Below are 26,688 nucleotides of genomic sequence, written 5' to 3' on the forward strand. Positions count from 1 at the left end.
AAACGTGGTGTTTAATAAAATGAACAGATATAAGAAAATAATATGCAGCATTCTTGTGTGTGTACTTATGGTTACAGCGGTAGGATGTGGAAAAACAAAAAATAGCAGCACAAAAAAATATGATGGGAATTATATTTTTTATGTTAGCCGGGACAAAGATAAACTTGAAAATGAACAATATAAAACAAAGAGTTCAGATACCTTAGAACAGGTAGATGAAATGATAAAGAAGTTAACCGGTAAAGCCATTCCTAAAAAAGTAATTGTAAACAGTTACAATCTTTTGGATGGAATTTTAACATTGGATTTTAGTGAGGAATATCTTGAAATCAGCAAGGATGAAGAAGTGTTAATAAGAGCAGCAGTAGTTCTTACTTTAACTCAGATTGAGTCTGTAGATTATGTTGCATTTACCGTTAATGACAGTGCGTTGACAAGAAGAGATGGAACTATTATAGGAAATATGCAGGCCACTGATTTTGTGGATAATTATGGTAGTGATAATAACATTGTATTTTCAACAAGATTTATTCTCTATTACGGAAATGAAGATAGTTCTAATTTAAAAGAATGTGATGTTATGGAAAATTATACAGGAGAAGAATCTAAAGAAGAATTTATTGTAAAGAGACTAATAGAAGGTCCGGATGAAAAGGGATACAATAGAATTTTTTCAAAAGATATAAAGTTAATCAGCGTTATGACTACTGATAATATCTGTTATGTAAATTTCAATTCAAATTTTCTGACAGAACAGATAGTTGGTTCTCCTGAACTTGCAATATATTCCATAGTAAATTCATTATCAGAACTTAACTATGTTCATAAAGTTCAGATAATGGTAAATGGAGATACAAATGTAAGTTTTAAAGGAGTGAAGTTAGACAACGCTTTCATTAGAAACTTAGATTATATTGAAAATGAAACAAAAGAAGGAGAATAGCTATTAAAAGACCAATATTAACAATAACATTGGCTTTTGTACTTGGAGAGGTGATAGCTATATATGCACAGGCAGCATTGTTATTTGTAACAGTGCTGCTTGTTTTGCTTTCATTTATTTTACTACTATTTAAAAACAGGGAGCAAAAGATTGAAAAGGTAATGTTAATGACATTAAGTTTATGCTTTATGGTTGTTGGATATTTGATTACTGAGGGAGAACTTTCTAAAAAGAAATCAATAGATGAGATGAATGGACAAACAATCGTTGTTAATGGAGAAATTTTACAGATAACAGACACAAAATATGGATTTAGATACAAAATAAAAACAACGATAGAGAATTTAGCAGAAAATAATAAAAGAAATTTGAAAAAAATAAAGGATGTAAATTTGATTTTTGAAACGAAAGAAGAGTTATCTGTATCTATCGGCAACAATGTTAAATGCAAAGGCATAATTAATAGATTTGACAAAGCACGAAACAAAGGAAATTTTGATTCAGACAAATACTATCAGTCTCTTGGAATGTATGGAGAAATAGCAAATTGCAGTGTAGAGATAACTTCTAATGAGACAAACCTTATAAAACAGAGATTATATGATTTGAAGAAAAGTTATACAAGGCAACTTAAAAAGATTTGCAATGATAATAACGTAGGTGTTTTTAAGATATGTAACCTGGAAAACGGAGGGATTATACAGGGAATTTTGCTTGGTAATAAGAATGATATTAATGACGATATTAAGTCACTATATCAAATGAATGGAATTTCACATATTTTGGCAATTTCCGGGTTACACATTTCATTAATCGGCTTGTTTGTGTATTCATTAATTAGAAAGAAACTTAAATTTATACCGGCAGCGTTTTTTTCAATTTCAATTATCTTGTTATTTTCAATGATGACCGGATTCGGGGTGGCGACAGTAAGGGCAACAATTATGTTTATAATGAATATTGCCGGCGAAGTTTTGGGACGAAAAAATGATAGGATAAATGCGATAGCGTTAGCATTTTTACTTATTGTATGCAGTAATCCGATGGTAATAATAAACAGTGGATTTCAAATGTCATTTGCGGCAATAATAGGAGCAAATTTTGTATGGAAAATAACAGAAAAATTTATGGATATAAAAGGAAAAATGTGGAGCGCATTTGGATTTAGCTTGTGCATCACTATTGTTATGAACCCTATTATAGCCTGGAATTATTATCAGATACCAATGTATTCAGTACTACTAAATTTAATTATTGTTCCATTAATGGGAATCGTTATAGCGAGTGGATTTGTGGGACTATATTCTTCATATTTGTTTGTAATTATTGGAAAGATAACTATTTTGCCGGCGTGTCTGATTATAAAGATGTATGGTTTGTTATGTACAATAGTAGAGCATATTCCATTTTATAATGTGATATGTGGTAAGCCTAATGTAATTGTGGTTATAGTTTATTATTTTACAATTGCAGGCATGTGTATAGTAATGAAAATATATTTAAAGAAAAATGAAGATAAAGAGAGCAAAAAGATAATTCCAAAAACAGGCCAAATTGTCGAAAATGAAAGGAGTAAGAAAGCAAAAAAGAGAAAAATTTTCATTAAAAAAATTACATTTGTTTTTGGAAGTTTCATAATAATAACGATAAGTTTATTTGTGCATATATTTACGGGATTTGAAGTTAATTTTCTTGATGTAGGGCAGGGAGATGGAATTGCGATTCGGACACATGATGCTTTTATAACTGTTGACGGAGGAAGCAGTGATGTTAAAAATGTAGGGAAGTACAGAATAATTCCGTTTATTAAATACAAAGGAATAAGGGCGATTGATTATGCAATAATCAGCCATCTTGATAATGACCATGTAAGTGGGGTAAGAGAGCTTTTAGAACAGTCAGACAACGGAGGAATAAAGGTCAGAAATATAGTATTGCCAAAGCTTTTAAATAAAGACGATGAATATGTGGAGATGGAGAAATTAGCCCATGCAATGGGTGTAGAGGTGCTTTATTTGAAAAATGGTGATTCAATAGAGGCAGGGCCATTAAAAATTAAATGCATAAATCCAGATATTAAAAATCAAATGGATGACAGAAATGATAACAGCACTGTACTTGATGTAAAGTATAAAAATTTTTCAATGCTTTTAACAGGAGATATAAGCAGTGAGGTAGAAAATAATATTGAAAAAAATTTGGCACAAAAATATACAGTATTAAAGGTTCCACACCATGGGTCAAGGTTTTCTTCTTCAGAAAAGCTGTTAAGCAAGGTCAGTCCCAAATACAGCGTGATTTCATGCGGTGAGGGAAATAGCTATGGACATCCTCATATAGAAACCATAGATAGATTAAATATGCATAATACAGAAATATTGCGAACAGATTTAATTGGCGAGATTGACTTTAGGATGGAGTGATAGATTTTATGTGCAAAATGAAATCGAATGTTAAAAAGAGATTTGCTAAATATTATCAGTAATAATACGATAATCCAAAGTAAAATGAACCGACTATTTAGAAGAATTGTTTGTGAAGCATAAATATGTTATAGAAAATGAAAATCTTTTCCGTAAAAAAATAAAAATATGATACATTAGAATAAAATAGATGAATGGAATGAATTTCTGTGCTAAAATTATTTGTGCATTTAATTAAGTAATAAGGATATAAGAAATAAAAATGAAAACATTATCAGAAGATATAAAGACAGGAAAGTTTAAAAGAGTTTATTTGCTATGCGGTGAAGAAGAGTATCTTGTTAAAAATTATAAAAATCAGCTTATTCAGGCAATAAATGGTGGAGATACCATGAATTCTAATTTTTATGAAGGAAAGGGTCTTAATGTAAAGGAAATTATCGACGTGGCTGAAACAATGCCGTTTATGGCTGAATATCGATTAGTAGTGCTTGAAGACACAGAGATGTTTAAGTCAGGTGGAGATGAACTTGCTGAATATGTTAAGTCAATTCCTGAAAGCACAATTATGTTGTTTGTAGAAAGCAATATAGATAAGAGAAGTAAATTATACAAAGCAGTAAAGGCAAGTGGATATATTTGCGAAATGACAAGCCAGACAGAAGGTGATTTGAGTGTATGGGCTGCCAGATTATTTGCAAATGCAGGAAAACGTATAACAAAAGCAAATATGATGTATTTGCTTCAAAAAGTAGGAACGGATATGGAAACATTGTCCACTGAGATAGAAAAGTTAATCTGTTATTGTATGAAAACAGACGTAGTTGATAAAGATGCAATAGATGCAGTATGCGTAACTCAGATGTCTGTCAAAATATTTGATATGATTGATGCCATTTCTACAAAGAATCAGAAAAAGACGCTTGATTCATATTATGAACTCATAGCAGCTAAGGAACCACCGATGCGTATTTTGTATATGATTACAAGACAATTTAATCTTATGCTACAGGCAAAAGATTTATCAAATCAGGGCATGGGTAAAAATGATGTGGCAAAAGCCATGGGAGTTCAGGCGTTTATAGCAGGGAAAAGCATACAACAGGCAAGAAACTTTCAAATGAGAGAACTTAAGGACGGGTTAGCTGAAAGTATAAAAACAGAGCAACTTATAAAGAGAGGGGCTATGGATGAAAATATTGGAGTAGAAATGCTGTTAATTAAGTATAGTAAAAAAGAAGAAAAAAAGAAACGAATTTAACAAAAAGAGCATTGAGTTAGTGATTAAAATCAAAACACAATGCTCTTTCTTGTGACTGAGTATATAATATGAATAAAAGCCGAAACTTTTTGAAATAAGCTTCGACTTTTATTTTGTTTTATAAAACTAAATAGAAATACGGATTTACAGAGAGTATTTCACACTCTCAAATATTCTTACATAATTTTTCTAAATAATTCTATAAAGTCATCAACACTTGCATCTTTAGGATTTCCAGGTGCGCAAGCATCTGCAGCAGCAGATTCAGCAAGGAAAGGTAAATCATCTTCTTTGATTGCATCAAGCTTTGAAGGAATTCCTACATCAGTTGACAATTGCTTAACGGCATCAATTGCTGCTTTTCTGTATTCATCAGTTGACATTTCATCAACGCCTTTAACACCCATTGCACGGGCAATTTCACGATATTTCTCACCGGTACATTTCTGATTATATTCCATAACAATAGGGAGCATCATGGCACATGCAACACCGTGAGGAGTGTCATAAACAGCACCTAAAGTATGAGCCATTGAGTGAGCAATTCCAAGCCCTACATTTGAAAATCCCATTCCGGCAATGTACTGACCTAGAGCCATTCCTTCACGACCCTCCTTAGTATTTTCAACTGCGCCTCTAAGAGATTTGCTAATAATTTCAATAGCCTTTAAATGGAACATATCTGTCATTTCCCATGCAGCCTTTGTTGTGTAACCTTCGATGGCGTGAGTAAGGGCGTCCATACCGGTAGAAGCTGTAAGTCCCTTTGGCATTGAAGACATCATATCAGGATCTACGATAGCGATAATTGGCATATCATGTGGGTCAACGCATACAAATTTACGTTTTCTTTCAATATCTGTAATAACATAATTAATTGTAACTTCAGCAGCTGTTCCTGCAGTAGTAGGTACTGCAATAATAGGAACACAAGGCTTTTTAGTAGGCGCTACGCCTTCAAGACTTCTTACATCTTCAAATTCCGGATTTGCAATAATTATTCCGATTGCTTTTGCTGTATCCATTGAAGAACCACCACCAATTGCAATAATGTAATCAGCTTTAGAATCTTTAAAAGCCTGAACACCATGCTGTACATTTTCGATTGTTGGGTTAGCTTTGATATCTGAATATATTTCATAAGCCAAGTCGTTTTTATCTAAGATATCTGTAACCTTAGATGTAACGTTGAATTTGATTAAGTCAGGATCTGAACATACAAAAGCCTTTTTGAATCCGTGAGCCTTTGCTTCTGTTGCAATTTCGTTAATTGCACCTGAACCGTGATAAGATGTTTCGTTTAACATAATTCTGTTTGCCATGTTAAAATCTCCTTTCAATATTTTGTAAAAGTTAATTAATATGATGTCAGGGTGAGCTCTAAGATCTTTTACCTACTTATGAGCAAACGCATGTGGGCTTGAACCTTTTGACGCTGACATCTTAATATATAACTAATGTTAATAACATAACATGTTAGTTCTTAAAGTATTAATAATTATCTTACGAATTGATTCCTATAGTCCTTCGGGCTAAGACCTGTATTCTTCTTAAAAATAACAGAAAAATATGCAGGGTCATGAATTCCTATTTTATCAGATATTTCAAATGTTTTAAGGTTTGTATTTGCTAAGAAATCCTTAGCCATACTGATTCTAAGCATTGTAATGTAACTTACAATTGAATGACCACATTCTTTTTTGAAAGTTCTGCTTAAATAGGATTCATTAGTGTGAACATTTTGTGCGATAAGCTCAAGTGACAAATCGTCAGCAATATGTTCTTTGATGTATATAATTGTTTCCTCTATGAAAGAACTATATTTTTTAGAGGACTGGGTTAATTGTTTTTTTACATCATCTATAAGATTTCTGACAGTTTCTTTTAACTGGAAGAAATCTGAAACTGAATTTATTTTATTTATATATTCATCTTCTGTAGGAAGAGTATTACTTTTAAGCATTACTCTATAGCAAATAAGATAAATTTGAGTGCAGATGCTTCTAACAGTATTTTCATCAGAAAAATTGTTTTCAAGTTTATTAAATATAGAGCCTAAAATATCTGAAGCAGATTTAAAATCTAACTGTATAACTGAGTTTTCAAAATCGTGTAGCAGTAAATTAATATCCGCAGAAAAGGTTTCTTTACCTGCAACGTAATCACTGGAGAATTCAACAACATGGGCAGAGGAATAAAAATTTAATGATAACGCTAATATTGCCTCTGAAATAGCTGTTGAAAAATCACGTGCACTGTGATGATAACCGCTTATACCCGCATTTACATTTAATGATGTAAACTTTTTAAATGAAGAAACGATTGTGTTGCAGTTATCAATTATTGCTGATGTATCTTCATTTTCATAATCAAAATATACATTTATAATAAGATTGTTATATCTAAAGCAATAACTGTTAAGCTTGTTGTCGATTATTATATCTTTTAACGTTCCAACCATTGACATATCGTCCGGTAATTGAAATGCAGCTACATAATAATTGTTTAAATTAATATCAAAGTCCGATAGCTTGTTTAAGGAATCATCAGGTACAACGTGGTCTGTAAGTTCCTGAAAAAATTGATCCTTAAGAAATGCCTGCTCACTTTTACTAATAGAAGATTTAGATTCAATTAGTTTTTTCGCAACATTTTGAACTGCATTTATTACATCTGTTTTTGCAGCCGGTTTTAACAGGTATTCTGCAACATTATACTGAATTGCAGAACGTGCATATTCAAATTCTGAATATCCTGAAAGTATGATAACAGATATTTCAGGGTGATTTTCATAAATGTATTTAGCAAGTCCGATACCATCAAGAGAAGGCATTCTTACATCAGTTATTACAATGTCAATAGGAGTACTTTCGATTATTTCAATAGCCTCTGTTCCGTTCTTTGCTGTTGCCGAAACAACACAATCATATGTCTCCCAATTTATATATTCAGAGAGGCCTTTTCTAAATATAGATTCATCGTCTACTATTAATAAGTGAAAAATCATACTATCACACCTTTCTTATTTTTCACATGGAATTTTAAATGAAATAGCTGTCTTTACCATAGGAGTACTTTCAATATGTAAGGCACATTCAGGACCATACATTAATATTAATCTCCGATTTAGGTTACGAAGACCAACGTGGGTATGCCCTTTAGATGTACCTGATTCTTTAGATGAAGGTGCCTGGTTATTAAAATCAGGGATTTCATTAAATCCAATACCATTATCTTCAATTGAAATATGAAGATATTCATATTTTTCGTATAAGTAAATGTTTAGTTCACCTGAACTTTCTTTTGGTTCAAGACCATGAACATAAGCATTTTCAACAAGTGTCTGTATACAAAATACAGGAACTTTATATGAATCAAGACCTGCATCAATATGAAAGTTGATGCTTATTCGGTCTTCAAATCTAATTCTTTGTAAGTAACTGTAAAATTTGACATATTTTAATTCTTCTGAAAGAGGTATTGCAAAGTCATTTTTAGATTTTACAGTTGCTTTTAATAATTCTCCAAGAGCAATCGTCATATCATAAATTTCATTGTTATCAGACATCTCAGCTTTCCATGCAATAGCATTAAGTACATTAAAGAGAAAGTGAGGATTAATCTGAGATTGCAATGCACGTATTTCAGAATCCTTTAACAATAACTTTTGTTCCGTAATATCTTCGTGGAAGGAATGAATCTCATCCAACATATTGTTAACTGATAATTGGAGAGAATAAAATTCTTCGTATTTTTCAAGCCCGTTTATATTTCCTGAGTAATCTCCCTGCGCAATTCGATTTACATAATTAATCATTAAGGAAATAGGCTGTGTGATTAGTCTGCTTATTCCAAATGCAAATATTAAAACAATAATTATAATTGATATGATTGCAATAATATATGGCAAAAGAATATTGTAAATCTGATGTTCTATCTGACTGACAGGGGCAAGTACAGCAGCGTTGATGTTAATAGACTCCATTTCATTTGACAAAACAAAGTAATCGTCAGAATCAAATTTAACAGAGGATATTTTCAATGCATCAATTGCATTAATCTGTTTATGTATTGATGATAATTTAGTTGATTCAGCATTATATTTAAAACCCGACATAACTTCTAAATCATCATTGTATATAAATATACGCCAATCGTTAGAAACATATTGACTAAGGGAGAACATCCATTCATTAATGTTAATTGAAATAAGAATATCGCCAATCTGCTGACCATTATTTGAACTGTATATTGTCTTTATAAAATAAATGCAGTTTGAATCATTAAAGGTTCTAAATGAAAGTGAAGGAGAAGGAGATGTAAGAGAATTGTAAATCCTTCTATTCATAATTAATGAAGAACTTGTTTCATTTTTTGAAACATGAACCTGCTTTCCGCGTTTGTTATAAATATAAACTGATTCAAGATAACTTTTTTCCCACAAATTATTCATGATAAGGGAAGAAGTTATCTGTTTTGCAGTAGTAACCGAATTAGTTGAGTCAGCATAATTGTTCTCTAACCAATCATATACGCTGGTGTTTGAAATTAATATACGATATATTGAATCGATAGTATCTATATTAGTTGATATGGCACTAATTGTAGAGCGGCTTTCCTGAAAAATCTGTTCTTTAAAACTTTTTTGAAGTTCATTAATAGTCTTATAGCAAAATAATGCACCACTAATAACTAAAGCAAATGCAATAGTAACTGTAATTAATATGGTAACCTGTGTTCTTAGTTTCCTTTTTTTATGTAAAAATCCTTTTGCCATGCCTTGTCCTCGAATGATGTTATTTTATAGTTCCGTACCTTAAAGTAATTATTTTTAAAGAATTACTTTAGAATGCTATAAACATTATATCAAAAATATTAAAGTATACAAAGAAATTGTAAAAAATGTCTAAAAATGGTAAAAAAATTCAAAGTATTTGTAAAAATATTACATTAAAACTGAAAAATAACTCCGATATAATTGCATTATCATATAAAGAATGGAGATGGAAAGATGAAAAAATTGAAATTATTGGCAATGTCTCTTGCAGCAATAATGACCGTGTCAACAGTTGGTATGGGTGATTATGCAGCTGTTAAGGGAGACGATACAACTACATGCGAAGTAAGTACATTTTCCGGAAATGAGTGTGTGACTTATGGAAAAACAGTTACTTCGGATATGGGAGTATCTAGTGGAAGCTTATCTGACATTGTAGATGGAAATGAAAATAATTTATGGATAGCAGGTGGCAGAATTACAGGAACAATAACAATTGATTTAGGAGCATATTATAAAATATCAGATTTTAAGATTGTATTTGAAGCCTCAAGAGACGATGGAGAGTGGGGATATACAGTTGAAGGAACGGATGATGAAAGTAATTGGGATATGTTATGGGACAATAGTAACAATTCTGATAACAGTAAATCTTTAACAGGAAAAAACACGGAATACGGAGAAAACGTATATAATAAATTAAGAATAAAAATAACTAATATTCCAGGTACGCTTGTTTGGACTGCAATGAGAGAATTTTGTGCTTATGGTGTTAAAATTAGTGATTCTAAAGTGACAAATGTTGCAAAAGGATGCTCGGCGAAAGGATATTATAGTGACGGAGGAAGCGGTAATGAGGCTGGTGGATTTCCGGCTACAAATGTTACCGATGGAAACACTTCATCAAGATGGGGCGGAAATGGAAATGGAAATGGTCAGTACATAATAGTTGATTTAGGAAAAACTAGAAAAATAGAGGGATTCAATGTTTTATTCCAAAAAGATGCGTATCCAACATTAGAAGAGGCCAAGGCTGATACATCAGATAGTGAAAGTCAGTATGGTCAGACATGGAAATATGTTATAGAAGGTTCTAATGATCAGAGCACATGGACTATGCTGTGGAATAATAATGAGAACGATGACAATGAAAATTGGAGTAGAAGTCAGTCCGGTGAATGTGAAGATAAAGATAATGAATATCAATATGTGAGATTTACAATAAATAGAATGCCTTTGCATCAATCTAGTACTGCACAGGTATGGGCAGCAATGTACGAATTTAACATTTATTCACCGGTTTATACTGTAACAGAAGGAGATTCAACTACAGAAGCGGCATATGGAGATACATATACAGTTAATGGAGATGCTACATACGGTTATTATTATAATGAAGAAATGTACAAAAAAGGTGATGGATTAACAGTAAAAGACAATATTAATTTGGAAGCTGTAAATACATTAAACTTATCAATTGCAAATGGTGCAGGAATCAGAACGGCAGATCCTTATGGAATGAGATTCCAGACAACAGTTACAAGCGATAATTATAAAGCGGTTAATGAGCAGAAAGCTATAAAGGAAGGAATGCTTATAACTACAAAAGATTTATATGAAAAAAATGGTAACGTATTAGAAAAAGAAAGTAACTATACAAAATTAGATATTGCAAATAATGGTTGGTATGGAGAAAACGAAAGTGCAAAAACAAATACTTACTGTGGCTCAGTTGTAAATATTAAAGAAGAAAATTTTGCAAGAGGTTTTATTGCAAATGCATATGTAACAATTACTTATAAAGATGGAACAACTACAACAGTTTATTCTGACAATATGAGTGATACAAGATCAGTTGCACAGGTTGCGTATAACATGACACAAAGCGAGGGCGGACAGGCTGAACTTAATAGACTTGGAGAGACTATAAAAGCTATGATAGAAGGTTGGGCAACAAAGTACAATGCTAATCAGGCACAGTAAGGAGAAATACATGAAGAGAAAATATGAATATCCTAAAATGGAAATAATAGAATTTGATACAAAAGATGTAATAACAACAAGCGGTGTTAGTGATGATGATTTTTTGAATGGATTAGATCATGTAATAGATATAAATAATGGAAACAGTGGTTGGACAGGTTTATATTAAAAGTCGCTTTCTCATTTCCCGGGTCTTGAAGTCATATGCTTTATATAATTTTCAAAATAGGCATATGGCTGTAGACCTAAATGCAAATTTCAACTAAATAAATGTCATGTCATCAGGTTTGTTAATAATGAAAATAAATCAGATTACAGACGATAACGGGCAACCGTGAAAATTCAAAGAATATCTCCTTTTGATAATTTGGGTAAAACCATAGTCTGAAAGGAGGTATTTTTTTGTAAAAAAATATATATAAAATAGAGGAAAACTGATACACTATAGCAATGGGAAATTGAAAATGAGAGTATTAATTAGTATTAGCATAAAAGAAAGTAAATAATTAATTATTATAAGTAAATTAAAGAAATTAAATTCTTGAATACTAATATTTATATAAAATGTTAATTTAAATGAATATAAAAGAGAGGAAAGAATATGGTTACATTATTATTAGCGCTTATTTATTTGGCATTTATTAGTCTTGGATTGCCGGATTCACTTTTAGGTTCAGCTTGGCCGCAAATGCATTTGGATTTAGGGGCGCAGCTGTCAATGGAGGGAATTATTTCAATGTTAATTTCCTGTGGAACGGTTATTTCAAGTTTATTTTCTGAAAAGATAATATATAAGTTTGGAACGGGAATGATTTCGGCAGTAAGTACACTTTTAACAGCTGTTGCATTATTTGGATTTTCAGTTTCCGGAAACTTTTATATGTTATGCTTCCTTGCGATTCCTTATGGATTGGGAGCAGGAGCAATAGATGCAGCGCTTAACAATTATGTTGCTCTTCATTTCGCGTCAAGACATATGAGCTGGTTACACTGTTTCTGGGGAATTGGAGCAGCTGTTGGACCGTATGTAATGGGTGTAGCAATGTCACTTGGAAAGGGATGGCGTGGAGGATATTTGGCAATATCAGTAATACAGCTTGTTCTAACTATTGTTTTATTTGCGGCATTACCGTTATGGAAAATAAATCAGGAAAAAAATGAAGAAAGCATAACTGAAAAGAAAGAACCAAAGAAATTAAAAGAAATATTTAAAATAAAAGGTGTAGCTTTTGTTTTGATAGCGTTTTTTTGCTACTGTGCGGTAGAACAGACGACAGGATTATGGGCATCAAGTTATTTTGTAATAAACAGAGGGTTAAGCAACCATACAGCAGCAAGTTTTGTTGGATTGTTTTATATTGGAATTACGGGTGGCAGATTTTTGAGTGGCTTTATAGCAGACAAATTTGGCGATAAAAAAATGATCAGACTTGGAATATGCGGAATTTTAATAGGAGTTGTATTTTTGCTAATTCCGGCAAATCAGTTATTTTCAAGTTACAAAATGTTAAAAGAAATATTCCCTCTAATAGGTCTGGGCTTTGTCGGATTTGGATGTGCTCCAATATATCCATCAGTAATACATGCTACGCCTGATAATTTTGGAAAAGAAAATTCGCAGGCAATTATAGGAATACAGATGGCATTTGCATATATGGGAGTTATTATTATGCCGGCTTTGTTCGGAATAATATCCCAGTACATAACAATCGCACTATTTCCAATATATATTATGTTAATTACTTTAGTTATGTTTATAATGTCGGAAAAGATGAACAAACTTAAGAGTAAGATTTAAATAGTTACGGATGAAATCTAAAATAGCAGGTTTCATCCGTAAATTTTTACATAATTTGCCAAATTATCTAACAATTTTACACTTATTCTCCTTATATTTAATATTTACAATAAATAAAAAGTAAATTTATTAATGGTATTGTCTAAAATGTATAAAAAATTAAATAAACAACACGGTAGTATGTGATTTTTTACTATATATAATGTAAAAAAAACACAAGTTTATGTAAAAATATTCTATTCAGATATTTGCAATAAAACAATATAATGTGAACATAAACAAAACAACTTTAAGGAGGAAGTTAAGATATGAGAAAGAAAATGTTATGTGCACTCATGTGCTTGACAATGGTAGCTGGTCTTATGACAGGCTGTGGCTCAGACGGAAAGTCAAGCAAGAACGACACAAAGAGCGATGATGGAAAGGTAGTATTGAATGTAATTAACTACCATGTAGGTACTGATTATGCAGCAGATTATTATGAATATTTATTTGATGCATTCCAGAAGACAGAAGAAGGTAAGAACGTAGAATTTAAATTTGAAGAAATTCCTACAACAGATTCTTACAACCAGAAGATTAAATTATTAATCTCAAGTGGTGATCTTCCTGACATCGTATTAAACGGTGGTAACAACATTACGGCTTTAGCTGCTGAATCAGGAAAGGTTCAGGATATAACATCATATTTAGATGATGATCCGGAATGGAAAGCAATGTTTAGTGAACAGGATCTTGAATTCAACTCATATGAAGGTAAGGTATACGGAATTCCTGTATCAAAGGAAATTTCATATATCTACTATAACAAAGATTTATTCAAAAAAGCAGGAATCGAAGCTCCTGATGTAGCTTATAGCACATGGGATGAATTCTATGAAGCTTGTGACACATTAAAATCAAAAGGTATCACACCTGTAAGTATGGATAGTGCAGACTTAGGTTGGTTATCAAATCTTTGGTACAGTGCTTTAATCGGAACTGCAGGAGATGAAGGAAACACATTTATGAATACTCAGTATCCAACAGATTACAATGTACCTGTAGTTGAAAAAGCAACAGCAGAACTTCAGAAGATGTTAAAGAACTACACAACAGCAGATGCTTTAGGCGGAAAATATGACACAATGGCAACTCACTTCTTTAACGGTGAAGTAGCAATGCTTCCTAACGGACCATGGATGATTCCTGATTTCAAGAGCGAAGACAAAGCACCTGAAGGATTCTATGACAAAGTTGGTATCATGCTTCTTCCAGGAAACGGAATGGAAAGTGTTCCAACACCTGGTGACATGGTAGGTGCAAAAGACCCTGAAAAGATTAAAGCAGCAGTAGCATTCCTTAAGTTTGAGACAACAGCTGAAAATCAGTTAAAGGCATTGGAAATGGCAGGATTACAGCCTGTATCAAGTAACATTGAAGTACCTGAAAGCTTAAAGGAATCTGATCCGTTAATGGCAGAAGTATTAGATATTCAGTCAAAAGCAACATATACATATGGTCAGAATCAGGCTTACTGGTATCAGAATGTAATCGATGAATTTTCAAATCAGTTACCTGAACTTGCAAGTGGCAGCTTAGATGCAAAAGGATTTTGTAAGAAGCTTACAGATGCAGCGCAGAAAAATGATTAATTCTTAACAATCAAGTGTTGCACTAATAAAAGTTAGTGCAACACTATTTTTTTGAAAGGAAGTATAAAATATGTCTACAAAAAACAAGAGAGGATGGATATTTTTATTTGCATTGCCTTGTGTAATCCTATTTTGCATAGTGTATGCTATTCCATTCATAATGGTTATGGCAACTTCGTTTTGTAATTATACATTGACTCAGTCGCCAACATTTTTAGGATTAGATAATTTCAAGACAATATTTGCAGACCCGGATTTTAGAGTATCTATCATAAATACATTAAAATGGGTAGTAATTCAGTCAACATTACATGTGCTTATGGGATTTATAATGGCTCTTATTTTAAGAAGAAAGCCAAAGGGATGGAAATTTGCAAGAGTTGCATATGTAATTCCTAACATTATTCCAACAGCAGCAACAGCAGTTATGTACTCATTGCTTTTAAACCCTACATTCGGTGTAGTAAAAATGTTATATGAAAAATTAGGTATTGATACTATGCAGGTTGTTAACCTTTTCGGAAATTCAAAATATGCTTTCTGGACAGTAACAGCTACATGGGTTTTCTACTCAGGATTTAATATGCTTATATTCTTAGGTGAAATGGGAGCTATAAGCCCTGAAATATATGAAGCAGCTCAGGTTGATGGAGCTACAGCAGGACAGGCTGACAGATACATTACAATTCCAATGATGAAAAATGCATTTGGAACATGTGTAATTTTAGCATCAGTAGCAATGGTTTCTCAGTTCGATATCATTTACATGACAACACGAGGAGGCCCTGGAAACTCAACTCTTAATCTTCCAATGTATTTATATAAAATCATAACACTTGAAAATAACTATGGTAAAGCTAATGCAGTAGGTGTAATTCAGATTATCTTAGGACTTGTATTAGTTATATTAATTCAGAGATTGTTTAATCAGAAGAAAGAAATAGAGGAGGTATAAAATGTCAGAAACAATTAACGTACCAAGAACTTTAAAAAAACAGCCTCTTGCTATTAGAGTAATCGCAGGCATTGCGAAATATATTTTCTTATTAATAATAGTAGCTATTTCAATTGGACCTATTATTTGGGCAGCATTAAGTTCATTTAAAACTTATGCAGAAATCAATGCATCAGCATTGTCATTGCCAAAGAGCTTTAATTTTAAAAACTATGCAGATGCATTTAAATATGCACCTATTCAGAAATATTTCTTAAACAGTGTAATTGTAGTAGGTGTCAGCGTATTAGTTACATTATGCGTAGTTGCAATGTGTGCATATGTAACAGCAAGATATAATTTTAAATTAAAAACAATTTTGGTTCTTATGATTTCAGCATCATTAATGCTTCCTGCACAGGCAATTTCACAGCCATTGTTCTCAATCTTTAAGACAGTCGGATTGTATGATACAAAGCTTGGATTAATTATTGTTTATGCAGCTATGGGTATTCCAATGTCATTCTTCGTTATGACAAGTTATTACAAAACAATACCTTTAGCATTAGAAGAATCAGCGTATATTGATGGAGCTACATTTATTCAGACATTTACAAAGGTAGTTTTACCATTAGCTAAACCGGGACTTGCAACAATCGCAATGTTACAGTTTATCAATACATGGAATGAATTCTACTTCGCATTAATGCTTACAAGTGGTGATACGGCAAGAACAGTACCTATAGCACTTAACTATTATTTAGGAACATTTGCAAATAACTATTCTGCACTTTTTGCGGCAGTAGTAATTACGGTATTACCAACAATTATATTCTTTATCATATTACAGAAACAGGTAATGGAAAGTTTGACAGCAGGAGCAGTAAAAGGATAAGAGAAAGGAGATTGCAGCATGGGTGCAAATACATATCCTATCGAAGAATGGGTAATTACAGAAGAAAAATTCTTAAAAGAGTGGAACTATAGAAATGAGACTACATTTGCTCTTTCTAATGGATATATAGGAACAAGAGGAACCTTTGATGAGGGATATCCATTTACGGTAGATGAAGGTCTTGAAGGAAATTTCATTAACGGATTTTACGAGAGCGAACATATTATGTATGGCGAATGGAATTTCGGATTTCCTGAAAAAAGTCAGTCATTATTGAATTTGCCAAATCTTAAGAAAACAAAGATTGTTATTGATGGAGATGTGTTTGATTTAAATCAGGGTGAAATAATTAATTACAATCGTAAGCTTTTAATGAAAGATGGAGTTGTAGTAAGAAATGTTACATGGAAATCACCTAATGGTAAAAAAGTTGTAGCTGAATTTAGAAGACTTGTTTCTTTAGAAAAGAAGAACATTATGGCGATTCAGATAAAATTAACTCCTGTTAATTTTAGTGGAAAAATAGAACTTACTACATATTTAGAAGCAGGAGTAGAAAACCATACAAGAAAAACAAATCCATTAATTGACTATGGTCCATATGGAAAGCATTTAGCAGTTAAAGAGTTAAAAGCAGAAGATAATTATTTACTTCATAAAGGAAAAGTAATTCACAGTGGATTGTCAATGGCATGCGGTAGTCTTACAAAATGTGAAGGTGTAATAAAAAACAGCGAAGTTTTAGAAGAGGACGCATCACTTACATATGAATTATCAGTGGAGGAAGGTAAAACATATGTATTTGAAAAAATGATTGGATATACTTGTGATTTTGATATCGCAGAAGACAAGATGATTGACTTCATTAAGGATGAGCTTAAGAAGGCAATGGATCTTGGATATGATGAAATGGAGAAACTTCAGAAGAAACATATGGACGAATTTTGGAGTAAAGCGGATATAAAGGTTGAAGGTGATGAGGCACTTCAGCAGGGAATAAGATTCAATTTGTTTCACATAATGCAGTCTGCAGGTCGTGATGGCAGAACAGGCATGGGAGCAAAGGGACTTAGTGGTGAAGGCTATGAGGGACATTATTTCTGGGATACAGAAATGTATGTGCTTCCGGTGTTCATTTATACAGAATCAGAGTTAGCAAAACAGCTGCTCAATTACAGATATGACACATTGAATCAGGCAAGAGACCGCGCAAAAATACTTGGTCATGAAAAAGGTGCGTTATATCCATGGAGAACAATAAATGGAGAAGAAGCTTCTACTTACTTCCCACTTGGAACGGCACAGTATCATGTTAATGCAGACATAGCTTACGCTTTTAAACTTTATCTTGATATTACAGGAGATGATGAGTTCTTAGTAGATGAAGCAGCAGAAGTTCTTGTTGAAACAGCAAGAGTTTGGGCTGATGTAGGATGCTTTGCAGAATGTAAGGATAACAAGTATTGCATTTGTGCAGTAACAGGACCAGATGAATATAATGCTATAGTTGATAACAATTTCTATACAAACCTTATGGCAAGGGAAAATATAAGAGATGCTAAATGGGCACTTGAAAAAATGAAAGAAATTGATAAAGATGCTTATGATGCATTAGTTAAAAAGATAGATTTTAAGGAAGAAGAAATTGATTACTGGGATAGAATCATTGAAAATATGTATTTCCCATATGATGAAAAAATGCAGATTTATCCTCAGGATGATGGATTTTTAATGAGAAAACCTTGGGATGAGTCAAAGATTCCTGAAGAAAAGAGACATTTGCTTTATGAAAATTATCATCCATTGTTTGTTTATAGACAGAAGATGGCAAAACAGGCTGATGCAATTTTAGGAATGTTACTTCATAGCAATTATTTTACAAATGAAGAATTAAAGAGAAATTATGATTTTTATCAGACAGTAACACTTCATCATTCATCTTTATCAACATGTATTTTTGGAATCTTAGCAAGCCAGATTGGATATGATGATGAAGCTTATAAATATTTCTCACAGTCAGCGCGTATGGATTTAGATGATATTCACAACAATTTTTATGCAGGTATTCATGCAGCAAATATGGCAGGAACATGGCAGGGAATTGTATTTGGATTTGCAGGAGTAAGATCAAATGCAGGATATCTTCAGATTAATCCTAAGTTACCAAGTCAGTGGAAGTCATATGAATTCTGCCTTCAGTACAAAGGAAGTAATCTTAATATAAAGGTTGCTGAAAGAGAGGTAGAATATACACTTCTTAATGATTGCGAACTTTCATATGAAAGTTTAGGAGAAAAGATAGTTCTAAGTAAGGAAGGAGATAAATATGTCCAAGAAATATAAAGCAATATTTTTTGACTGGGATGGAACAGCAGTTATGTCAAGACAGGCCCCTGTAGAAGAAGTTGTAGCAGCGATGAAACCGTTGCTACAGCAGGGAGTAAAGCTTGTTATTGTAAGTGGAACAACTTATGACAAGATTGCAAAGGGAAAACTTCATGAACATTTTACAAAAGAAGAAGCTTCAAATCTTTACTTAGGACTTGGACGAGGTGCATATAACTATGAAATGGTTGACGGCAAACCGGTAGTGTTTGCCGACTGCATCCCGGATAAAAATGGCTTACTTACTATTCATGATATTTGTTATCAGGTTCACAGAGAGTTATTAGAAAAATATAACTTAGAAACAGATATTGTTTTCTCAAGACCTAATTACTGCAAAATAGATTTAATGGTTAATGACGAACGTGGAGACCAATTGTTTATGCAGGAAGATGAAATGTCAAGAGTAAAGAATATCTTAAGTGAGCATGGAATAAATGGTGGCTTAAAGCAGATGGTTTCAATTTCAGAAGAAATTGGAGAAAGATTTGGAACAAAGGTTTCAGCAACATGTGATGCAAAATATTTAGAAGTAGGAATTTCATGTAAGAGCGACAATGTTAATACTATTTTAAGTAAATTTGAGTCAGAAGGAATTAAAGCTGAGGAATGTTCATACTGGGGTGATGAGTATGTGGGAATTGAAGACGGACTATTTGGAAGTGATAGCTTTATGAAGACAGAAAAAACAAAAAATGGTGATTTCTACGATGTATCTTCACTTGAAGGAAGCAGACCTGAAAATGTAGAAGTACTTGGTGGTGGAGTTAGCACATTTGTTAATTTTTTAATAGAACAGGGAAAGAGGTAATTTCACAATGAAGATTATTATAGCTAAAGATTATAATGACATGAGCAGAAAGGCTGCAAATTATTTATCTGCACAGATAATAATGAAGTCTAATGCTGTAATTGGACTGGCAACAGGCGAGACACCTATTGGAACATATAATCAGTTAGTTGACTGGTATGAAAAAGGAGATATTGATTTCTCAGAAGCAAGAACAGTTAATCTTGATGAATATAAAGGATTACCTGCAGAACATGAACAGAGCTACAGATATTTTATGAACAAATATTTGTTTGACAGAATTAATATCAAAAAAGAAAATACTCATTTACCAAATGGAATGGCAATAGATGATGATGCTGAATGCGAAAGATACGAGAATGTCATAAAGAGTGTAGGCGGAATCGATATGCAGTTATTGGGAATCGGATTAAATGGTCATATCGGATTTAATGAACCGGGCGAATCATTTGAAAAGACAACACATTGTGTTGAACTTACACAAAGTACAATCGATGCAAACTCAAGACTATTCCATGAAGGAGAAAAAGTTCCTGAAAAAGCTTTTTCTATGGGTATTAAATCAATAATGCAATCTAAACGAATTTTACTGATTGCAAATGGCGAAAAGAAAGCACAGATTGTAAAAGATGCATTCTTTGGACCTGTAACTCCAAAAATTCCGGCATCTATTTTACAGTTACATAACAATCTTACGGTAATTGTAGATAAGGATGCTGCAAAGTATTTATAATTTATCCGCGCATATAGTGAACGGATTTTTATTTAACAACGTGGAACACCTGCAACTTTTGTTGTGGGAAAATGTTATAAACAAAGGAGAAAAGATATGAAGAGAAATCGTTTGTTGGCACTTTTTCTTTCACTTGCTTTAGTTGTTACAACAGTTATGGGCAATGTGACATTTGCGGCAGCAGATACAGAAAATAGTGCAAAGGCAACAGGTGTAAGTTATTATGTTGATTCCGAAAATGGAAATGACGATAATGACGGTACTAGTGAAACAAAAGCCTGGAAGTCACTTGAAAAAGTTAATGCAACTACTTTCAAGCCGGGTGATAAGCTTAGATTTAAAAGAGGTTGCTCATGGAGCGGTCTTTTAAGTCCAAAGGGTTCAGGTGAAAAAGGAAACCCTATTACAATTGACGCATATGGTGACGTTAAAGACGGCAGACCTGTTATCAATGGTGATAGCTGGTGTGGAGACAAAGGTGATGATTTAGAGAATCGTGTATTTAACACAGCAGTATATTTCTATAATCAGGAATACTGGGAAATCACATCTATTGAAGTAACAAACCATACAAAAACTAAAGATGATCATATTAAGAAATATGGTATCTTGATTATGGGACAGGATGCAGGAACACTTCATGAAATTAATGTAAAGAATACATACGTTCATGACGTAATTTCTATTCCAATCGGTCAGCAGGCAGGTATCGGTCGTGGTGGTATTGTATATGCTATCCGTGGTAACAAGAAAGCTACTAATTGGGAAGACATTACTGTAGAAGGAAACTATGTAAAAAATGTAAACCATTACGGTATTAACTTTATTTCAACATGGGGAAGCTCAACATTCCCTGATGAAAGTGGAATTACTGAAGGTGGCGGTGGAACATATAGAAGTAAAAATCTTGTAATTCGTAGCAATTACTGCGAAAACGTAGGTAACGCAGCTATTTGTCCATCAGATTATGAAAATGCACTTATTGAATATAATGTTGCAAATGGATGTAACAGTGGTCCTAACGGAAACGTTCCTATTTGGTGGGAACATGGTCAGAAAACAATCTGCCAGTACAACGAAGTGTTTGGTTCAGGAGCTTCCGGTGATAAGGAAGATTCACAGGCATTTGACGCTGACGTTTATGCAGACTTAAATTATGTTCAGTACAACTATACACATGACAATCCATCAGGTTCATTCTTTGAATGTGCATTAGGAACATCATATCAGACATACTACAGATATAACATCAGTGTTAATGATGGATATGGTACAAACCGTTATGGCGGTGGTGCTGTATTAACATTATGTCAGGGCGGTAATGGAAGCTTGGATGCATATAACAACTTGATTTATATGGATGCAGACCATGATGGATCTATTACACGTAGCTGGGATGATACAACAGCAGTAACTTCTACTGATAGATTTAAAATTAGAAATAATGTCATTATAACAGAAGCTCAAAAGATAGATGACAACGGAGTAAATAAGGCACAGGCTTGGGATTCACGTTATATGGGTGTTGTAAATAACAATGCTTACGGTGGAGCAAATCTTAACAATAGAAGAGCTGACGATGAAAATGCCAGGGTAGCAGTTAAGAGCGACTATGTTAAGTTAGAAGAAGGAACAAGCGCAACAGTTGAAGACGTTAACGGCGAATTTAAGATTACTTATGGTACTGTTGACGGATACAAACTTAAAGATGGAGCAACAGTTATTGACCAGGGTATTTCAGTTATCGACAATGGCGGACAGGATTTCTACGGAAACGAAGTAAAATCATTTGTTAAGCCAAACATTGGTGCTGATAACAGCTACAACAGTGGTATTAAAGAAGACCTTGGTGAAGGAAAGATTTTATTAGATTTTGATGATTGCAATAACGGAGCATTAACAGGTGTATATTCTAACTGTGACTTCGGTAACCGTGGTTGGAACGTAACAGACGGTAAATTATGGGCTACTTCATATACTAATGAAGAACAGGCTAACAAAATAGCTATTCCTGACAAGTATGCTTTAACAAGTTTTGAAGCATATTGTGCTAAAGGAACAGCTACTGTAAAGGTTGAAGCAGGAGAAGAAAGCGAGACATTTACGGTAACAGGCAAGAAGCAGACATTTACAACTAACTTTAAGAAACAGGTTCCTGCAACATACATCGTGATTAAGTCAGATAATGGTGTAGATCAGGTTAAGTTTGATAACATTGTTTTATCAAAGAAGAAAAGAATTTCAGATACAGAAACTAATATTTCACTTGATAAGACTGTAACTACATCATCTCAGAGTGATTGGGATCCTGGATGCGTAGGATCAAACATTGTGGATGGTGATGAAACAACAATGTGGATTTCAAATGGTTGGTCAAATCAGGGTGATACAGTTACAGAAGACAGAGCAAACTTTGTTGTAGATTTAGACGGAAGTTATAATATCGAAAAATTAGATGTTACTTTCGGTGGTGATAAAGCTAAATCAGCATGGAAATATAAAGTAGAAGCTTCAACAGACAAGACTAACTGGGATGTTATCTGGGATCAGACAGCAAATGAAGAAGTTGCATCTACACAGAAAGTAACTTTAGATGAATCTATAACAGAAAAGAAATACTCATATGTTAGATTTACATTTGGAGATACTATTGAAGATGCATGGCCTGCAGTAGCAGAGTTTAACGTATACAGACCAAAAGAACTTACTAACTTTGCACTTGATGGAGAAGCAACAGCTTCAACAGTAAGTAGAGATCCTGCAAATGCAATTGACGGAAACGACGGAACACTTTGGGTAGGCGACGGAGATTCAGAAAAAGAAGGTGCTTGGTGGATGGTTGACCTTGGTAAGGCTCAGCAGATTCAGGCATTTGACTTAGTATTTGAACATGAAGTACTTCCTACACTTGAAGATGCTCAGGCGGCAACAACACCGGCTTACGGTCAGGCATGGCAGTATAAGGTAGAAGGTTCAAATGATAAGAGTAGCTGGGATATGTTATGGGATAATACAGCTAACACTGATTTCTCAAAGGAACAGTATGGTAAGATTGCAGCAGAATATGCAAATAACAAATACCAATATGTTCGTGTAACATTAACACAGTTACCACTTCACAAAGAGTCAAGAGTAGCAGTTTGGCCTGCAATTGGTGAAGTAAAAGTTTTAGGTGAAGAAGTAATCAATCCTGAAGAAGAAAACAAGATTGTTCTTACTGAAAAAGGACAGAACATTGATATTGACTTGGCATACAGCCAGCCGGTAACAGTTTCATCATCTAAGGATGGAGAAAATGTTACAGATAGAGATGCAAACACAACATGGACACCTGATGCTGATGATGAAAATCCATCATTAACAATCGGTTTAGACAGAGAATACAATATTGAAAACTTCAGCGTTGATTTTGAAGGCGAAGCTGCACCATACAAAGTATTGGTTAACACATCTGAAGGATGGGTTGAAGCAGGTTCATGTGATTCAAAAGATTCAGGAAAAGTTGTATCAGCATCAAAAGACGAAATTACAGGAATTAAGTTCCAGTTCGAAAAGGGTATGACTGCAAAAGTTTCAGAAGTACACTTTGACGGTGTTGACGCAAAAGTTAAACATCATAAGAGAATCTTAGTAATGGCACCTCACGAAGATGATGAAATGTTAATGGCAGGTGGTGTTATGAACAGAGCTGTTGCAAATGGCGACGAAGTTTACGTTGTATATGCAACAAACGGAGATTACAGTGGTGTAGACCATGGTAAATTAAGAATCAGAGATACAGTAAATGCATTAAATACAATCGGTGTACCAACAGATCACTTGTACTTCTTAGGCTATGCAGATAACGGTGGTATGGGTGTTGGACAGTACACAACAGCATTTACAGACAGTTTTGTATATAATATTTTCATTGCAGATGATAATAAAGTTATATCTTCAAGAAATGGTGTAACAAAAACATATGGTGATGAAAGTGTAAGAAATGATTATCATTATCTTATGACAGGAGAACATGCTTCATACACACGTGCTAACTTCTTAGCAGACCTTGAAAGTGTAATGAAGAGTGTTAACCCAACAGATGTTTATATGACATCAAGATACGATATGCATTATGACCATGCATACTTTGGATTATTCGGTAATGAAGCTATTAAGAATATCCAGAAGGAAAACGATAAATTCCAGCCAACAGTTCACGAAGCTATTATCCATAGCCATATGACTGATGAAGTATATCCTAAAGATCAGGGTAACTACGGTTGGGGCAAAGAACTTAACACATATTTAGGAGCTTGGCAGCACCTTGATGGTCTTGAAGAAAAGACAATGCTTAACTGGAGCGAAAGAGAAAACGTATTAACTCCATACAGCATGCGTCAGGGACCATTTAAGTATAACTTAAAGGATAAGGCACTTCGTGAGTATACAACAGAATACTACAACTGGATTGCTTCATTCTCAAAGGTTAACGAAGTATTCTATAAACATGAAACAAATAGTATTGGATTATTTGCAGACATTACTGCATCAAGTGAAAACAGTAGTGACAGCAGATGGGATGACCAGAGTGCAGTTAAGGCAGTTGATGGTATTGCAGATGGTTATGCAACAGGACTTGCAAATCTTCATACAAGATTCCCATGGGCTGAATGGGTAACAAAGAACGAAGGAGCAGGAGCTTGGTTAAATCTTGCTTTCAATGAAGAGTACAAAGTTTCAACAATTAAACTTTATGACAGACCAAACACAGATGATCAGATAACAGCATCACATTTAGAATTAGATGATGGAACAAGAATTGAAGTTGGAGAACTTCCAAATGATGGTTCTGTTAAGATTATCAATTTAGGTGAAGAAAAAGTTGTTAAAAATATTAAATTTGTTGTAGATAAAGTTTCAGATTCAACAACAGCAGTTGGTCTTGCAGAAATAGAAGTTTTAGGCTCAAAGGCAAAAGAAGAAGAAACAACAACACCGGAAGAAACAACTACAGGTGATGTAGAAGAAACAACTACAGGTGATGTAGAAGAAACAACTACAGGTAACGTAGAAGAATCTACAATAACTAAGGTAGAAGAAACTACAACTAAAAAGACAGAAGAAACAACTACTAAGAAACCGGATGTTACTACAACAGGTTCATCAAACCAGGAAGTAACAACAGGAACATTAACTGATGGTTCATCTGTAAAATCACCTGCAAAAGTTAAGAAAGTTAAAATTTCTGCTAAGAAGACAAAAGTTACTGTAACATGGAAGAAGAACAAGAAAGCAAAAGGTTATGAAATTAGTTACGCAACAAATAAGAAATTTAAGAAAGCTTCAAAAGTTAACGTAAATAAGAATAACAAGACTAAGAAAGTTCTTACAAAGATTAAGAGTAACAAAGTATACTATATAAAAGTACGTGCATATGTAATTGTAAACGGAAAGAAAGTATACGGAAAATACAGTAAGGTTATAAAAATTAGAAGTAAATAGAACTAATAATTACAAAACCTAATAATAGTTAATTAAAAAATATTAATAAATACAGAGCTGTCTCATTAAAGAGGCAGCTTTGTTGTATAAGAAAGTAAAAAAAGTATGAATTAAAAAAGAAGCTGTAACTCTAATAAATAGAGCCACAGCTTCTTTTTATTAATAATTAAGCAATTGAGTTAACTGCTTTTGTTAATCTTGAAACTTTTCTAGCAACGTTGTTCTTGTGGAATACTCCCTTTGAACCAGCTGTTTCAATAAGCTTGATTGCCTTAATTAATTCTGCCTGAGCTGTTTCTTTGTCTTTGTTAGCTACAGCAGCTTCTACTTTCTTAGTAGCTGTCTTGATTGCAGATTTAACTGATTTGTTTCTTTCATATCTTGTCTGATTAACAAGAATTCTTTTCTTTGCTGACTTAATGTTAGCCATTGTGTCCACCTCCGTGAAATAATAAGTTTCTTAATTCCCTTGAGAGAGATTAGGAATTAAATAGTTTCACCATCTGTGCCATTGGATTTGCGGACGTATGACACAGACATCAACTAGTATTCTATGATATTGAGCATGTAATGTCAATATATTTTTGAATAATAAATTACAATTATTTGCACAAAATAAATAAAAAA

The 26,688-nt window shown here is 33.3% G+C and carries 17 protein-coding genes; 13 read left to right on the forward strand and 4 right to left on the reverse strand.

Going from position 1 to position 26,688, the window contains the following annotated elements; all coding sequences use genetic code 11:
- Positions 1-19 precede the first annotated feature (19 nt).
- From N5B56_RS05585 to holA, 3 genes are all read left to right on the forward strand, one after another.
- A complete protein-coding gene (locus N5B56_RS05585; protein ID WP_260978544.1) occupies positions 20-943 on the forward strand; it encodes a GerMN domain-containing protein in 924 nt (307 codons plus the stop codon).
- 50 nt (positions 944-993) lie between these two features.
- Positions 994-3,366, forward strand: coding sequence for a DNA internalization-related competence protein ComEC/Rec2 (locus N5B56_RS05590; protein ID WP_260978545.1), 2,373 nt, complete (start codon positions 994-996; stop codon positions 3,364-3,366).
- 262 nt (positions 3,367-3,628) lie between these two features.
- The gene (gene holA, locus N5B56_RS05595; RefSeq protein ID WP_117909868.1) at positions 3,629-4,627 is read left to right on the forward strand and encodes a DNA polymerase III subunit delta; all 999 of its coding nucleotides are present in this window, start codon (positions 3,629-3,631) and stop codon (positions 4,625-4,627) included.
- A 176-nt stretch (positions 4,628-4,803) separates the two neighbouring features.
- Here the strand turns inward: holA and fucO are convergent, their stop codons facing one another.
- The 3 genes from fucO to N5B56_RS05610 all read right to left on the reverse strand — a co-directional run bounded on the left by fucO (position 4,804) and on the right by N5B56_RS05610 (position 9,404).
- Positions 4,804-5,949 carry a lactaldehyde reductase gene (fucO, locus tag N5B56_RS05600; protein WP_260978546.1) on the reverse strand — a complete coding sequence of 382 codons (1,146 nt, stop codon included), beginning with the start codon at positions 5,947-5,949 and terminating at the stop codon, positions 4,804-4,806.
- Between the two features lie 176 nt (positions 5,950-6,125).
- Positions 6,126-7,634: a response regulator gene (locus N5B56_RS05605; protein ID WP_260978547.1), complete on the reverse strand. Its 1,509-nt coding sequence runs from the start codon at positions 7,632-7,634 to the stop codon at positions 6,126-6,128.
- A 15-nt stretch (positions 7,635-7,649) separates the two neighbouring features.
- Positions 7,650-9,404 carry a sensor histidine kinase gene (locus tag N5B56_RS05610; protein ID WP_260978548.1) on the reverse strand — a complete coding sequence of 585 codons (1,755 nt, stop codon included), beginning with the start codon at positions 9,402-9,404 and terminating at the stop codon, positions 7,650-7,652.
- Between the two features lie 234 nt (positions 9,405-9,638).
- On the opposite strand from N5B56_RS05610, the gene N5B56_RS05615 reads away from it, so the two are divergent.
- The 10 genes from N5B56_RS05615 to N5B56_RS05660 all read left to right on the forward strand — a co-directional run bounded on the left by N5B56_RS05615 (position 9,639) and on the right by N5B56_RS05660 (position 26,061).
- Positions 9,639-11,387, forward strand: coding sequence for a discoidin domain-containing protein (locus N5B56_RS05615; RefSeq protein ID WP_118565237.1), 1,749 nt, complete (start codon positions 9,639-9,641; stop codon positions 11,385-11,387).
- A gap of 10 nt (positions 11,388-11,397) precedes the next feature.
- Complete coding sequence (locus N5B56_RS05620; protein WP_022088517.1) at positions 11,398-11,556, forward strand: hypothetical protein; 159 nt, start codon at positions 11,398-11,400, stop codon at positions 11,554-11,556.
- Between the two features lie 432 nt (positions 11,557-11,988).
- Positions 11,989-13,185: an MFS transporter gene (locus N5B56_RS05625; RefSeq protein WP_022088516.1), complete on the forward strand. Its 1,197-nt coding sequence runs from the start codon at positions 11,989-11,991 to the stop codon at positions 13,183-13,185.
- 308 nt (positions 13,186-13,493) lie between these two features.
- Positions 13,494-14,819 (forward strand): ABC transporter substrate-binding protein, encoded by a 1,326-nt coding sequence (locus tag N5B56_RS05630; RefSeq protein WP_117909874.1) that lies wholly within the window; start codon positions 13,494-13,496, stop codon positions 14,817-14,819.
- 70 nt (positions 14,820-14,889) lie between these two features.
- The gene (locus N5B56_RS05635) at positions 14,890-15,774 is read left to right on the forward strand and encodes a carbohydrate ABC transporter permease (protein ID WP_117909875.1); all 885 of its coding nucleotides are present in this window, start codon (positions 14,890-14,892) and stop codon (positions 15,772-15,774) included.
- 1 nt (position 15,775) lies between these two features.
- The gene (locus tag N5B56_RS05640) at positions 15,776-16,648 is read left to right on the forward strand and encodes a carbohydrate ABC transporter permease (protein WP_117909876.1); all 873 of its coding nucleotides are present in this window, start codon (positions 15,776-15,778) and stop codon (positions 16,646-16,648) included.
- An 18-nt stretch (positions 16,649-16,666) separates the two neighbouring features.
- Positions 16,667-18,991 (forward strand): glycoside hydrolase family 65 protein, encoded by a 2,325-nt coding sequence (locus tag N5B56_RS05645; protein ID WP_118565238.1) that lies wholly within the window; start codon positions 16,667-16,669, stop codon positions 18,989-18,991.
- Entirely contained in the window at positions 18,975-19,844 is an 870-nt protein-coding gene (locus tag N5B56_RS05650) for an HAD family hydrolase (protein WP_118565239.1), read from the forward strand. Before N5B56_RS05645 ends, N5B56_RS05650 begins: the two co-directional genes overlap by 17 nt.
- 7 nt (positions 19,845-19,851) lie before the next feature.
- Complete coding sequence (nagB, locus tag N5B56_RS05655) at positions 19,852-20,577, forward strand: glucosamine-6-phosphate deaminase (RefSeq protein WP_117909879.1); 726 nt, start codon at positions 19,852-19,854, stop codon at positions 20,575-20,577.
- 96 nt (positions 20,578-20,673) lie between these two features.
- Positions 20,674-26,061 (forward strand): DUF7402 domain-containing protein, encoded by a 5,388-nt coding sequence (locus tag N5B56_RS05660; RefSeq protein WP_260978549.1) that lies wholly within the window; start codon positions 20,674-20,676, stop codon positions 26,059-26,061.
- Positions 26,062-26,227: 166 nt separating this feature from the next.
- Here N5B56_RS05660 and rpsT read toward each other — a convergent pair whose 3' ends face one another.
- Positions 26,228-26,491: a 30S ribosomal protein S20 gene (gene rpsT / locus N5B56_RS05665; RefSeq protein WP_022089057.1), complete on the reverse strand. Its 264-nt coding sequence runs from the start codon at positions 26,489-26,491 to the stop codon at positions 26,228-26,230.
- Positions 26,492-26,688 lie beyond the last annotated feature (197 nt).

The sequence above is a fragment of the Eubacterium album genome (genome assembly GCF_025336545.1).
Classification (GTDB): Bacteria; Bacillota; Clostridia; order Lachnospirales; family Lachnospiraceae; genus Eubacterium_U; species Eubacterium_U album.

Coding starts and splice junctions, on each gene's coding strand:
- N5B56_RS05585 (WP_260978544.1), top strand. CDS start 20: ATGAACAGATATAAGAAAATAATATGCAGCATTCTTGTGTGTGTACTT.
- holA (WP_117909868.1), top strand. CDS start 3,629: ATGAAAACATTATCAGAAGATATAAAGACAGGAAAGTTTAAAAGAGTT.
- fucO (WP_260978546.1), bottom strand. CDS start 5,949: ATGGCAAACAGAATTATGTTAAACGAAACATCTTATCACGGTTCAGGT.
- N5B56_RS05605 (WP_260978547.1), bottom strand. CDS start 7,634: ATGATTTTTCACTTATTAATAGTAGACGATGAATCTATATTTAGAAAA.
- N5B56_RS05610 (WP_260978548.1), bottom strand. CDS start 9,404: ATGGCAAAAGGATTTTTACATAAAAAAAGGAAACTAAGAACACAGGTT.
- N5B56_RS05615 (WP_118565237.1), top strand. CDS start 9,639: ATGAAAAAATTGAAATTATTGGCAATGTCTCTTGCAGCAATAATGACC.
- N5B56_RS05620 (WP_022088517.1), top strand. CDS start 11,398: ATGAAGAGAAAATATGAATATCCTAAAATGGAAATAATAGAATTTGAT.
- N5B56_RS05625 (WP_022088516.1), top strand. CDS start 11,989: ATGGTTACATTATTATTAGCGCTTATTTATTTGGCATTTATTAGTCTT.
- N5B56_RS05630 (WP_117909874.1), top strand. CDS start 13,494: ATGAGAAAGAAAATGTTATGTGCACTCATGTGCTTGACAATGGTAGCT.
- N5B56_RS05635 (WP_117909875.1), top strand. CDS start 14,890: ATGTCTACAAAAAACAAGAGAGGATGGATATTTTTATTTGCATTGCCT.
- N5B56_RS05640 (WP_117909876.1), top strand. CDS start 15,776: ATGTCAGAAACAATTAACGTACCAAGAACTTTAAAAAAACAGCCTCTT.
- N5B56_RS05645 (WP_118565238.1), top strand. CDS start 16,667: ATGGGTGCAAATACATATCCTATCGAAGAATGGGTAATTACAGAAGAA.
- N5B56_RS05650 (WP_118565239.1), top strand. CDS start 18,975: ATGTCCAAGAAATATAAAGCAATATTTTTTGACTGGGATGGAACAGCA.
- nagB (WP_117909879.1), top strand. CDS start 19,852: ATGAAGATTATTATAGCTAAAGATTATAATGACATGAGCAGAAAGGCT.
- N5B56_RS05660 (WP_260978549.1), top strand. CDS start 20,674: ATGAAGAGAAATCGTTTGTTGGCACTTTTTCTTTCACTTGCTTTAGTT.
- rpsT (WP_022089057.1), bottom strand. CDS start 26,491: ATGGCTAACATTAAGTCAGCAAAGAAAAGAATTCTTGTTAATCAGACA.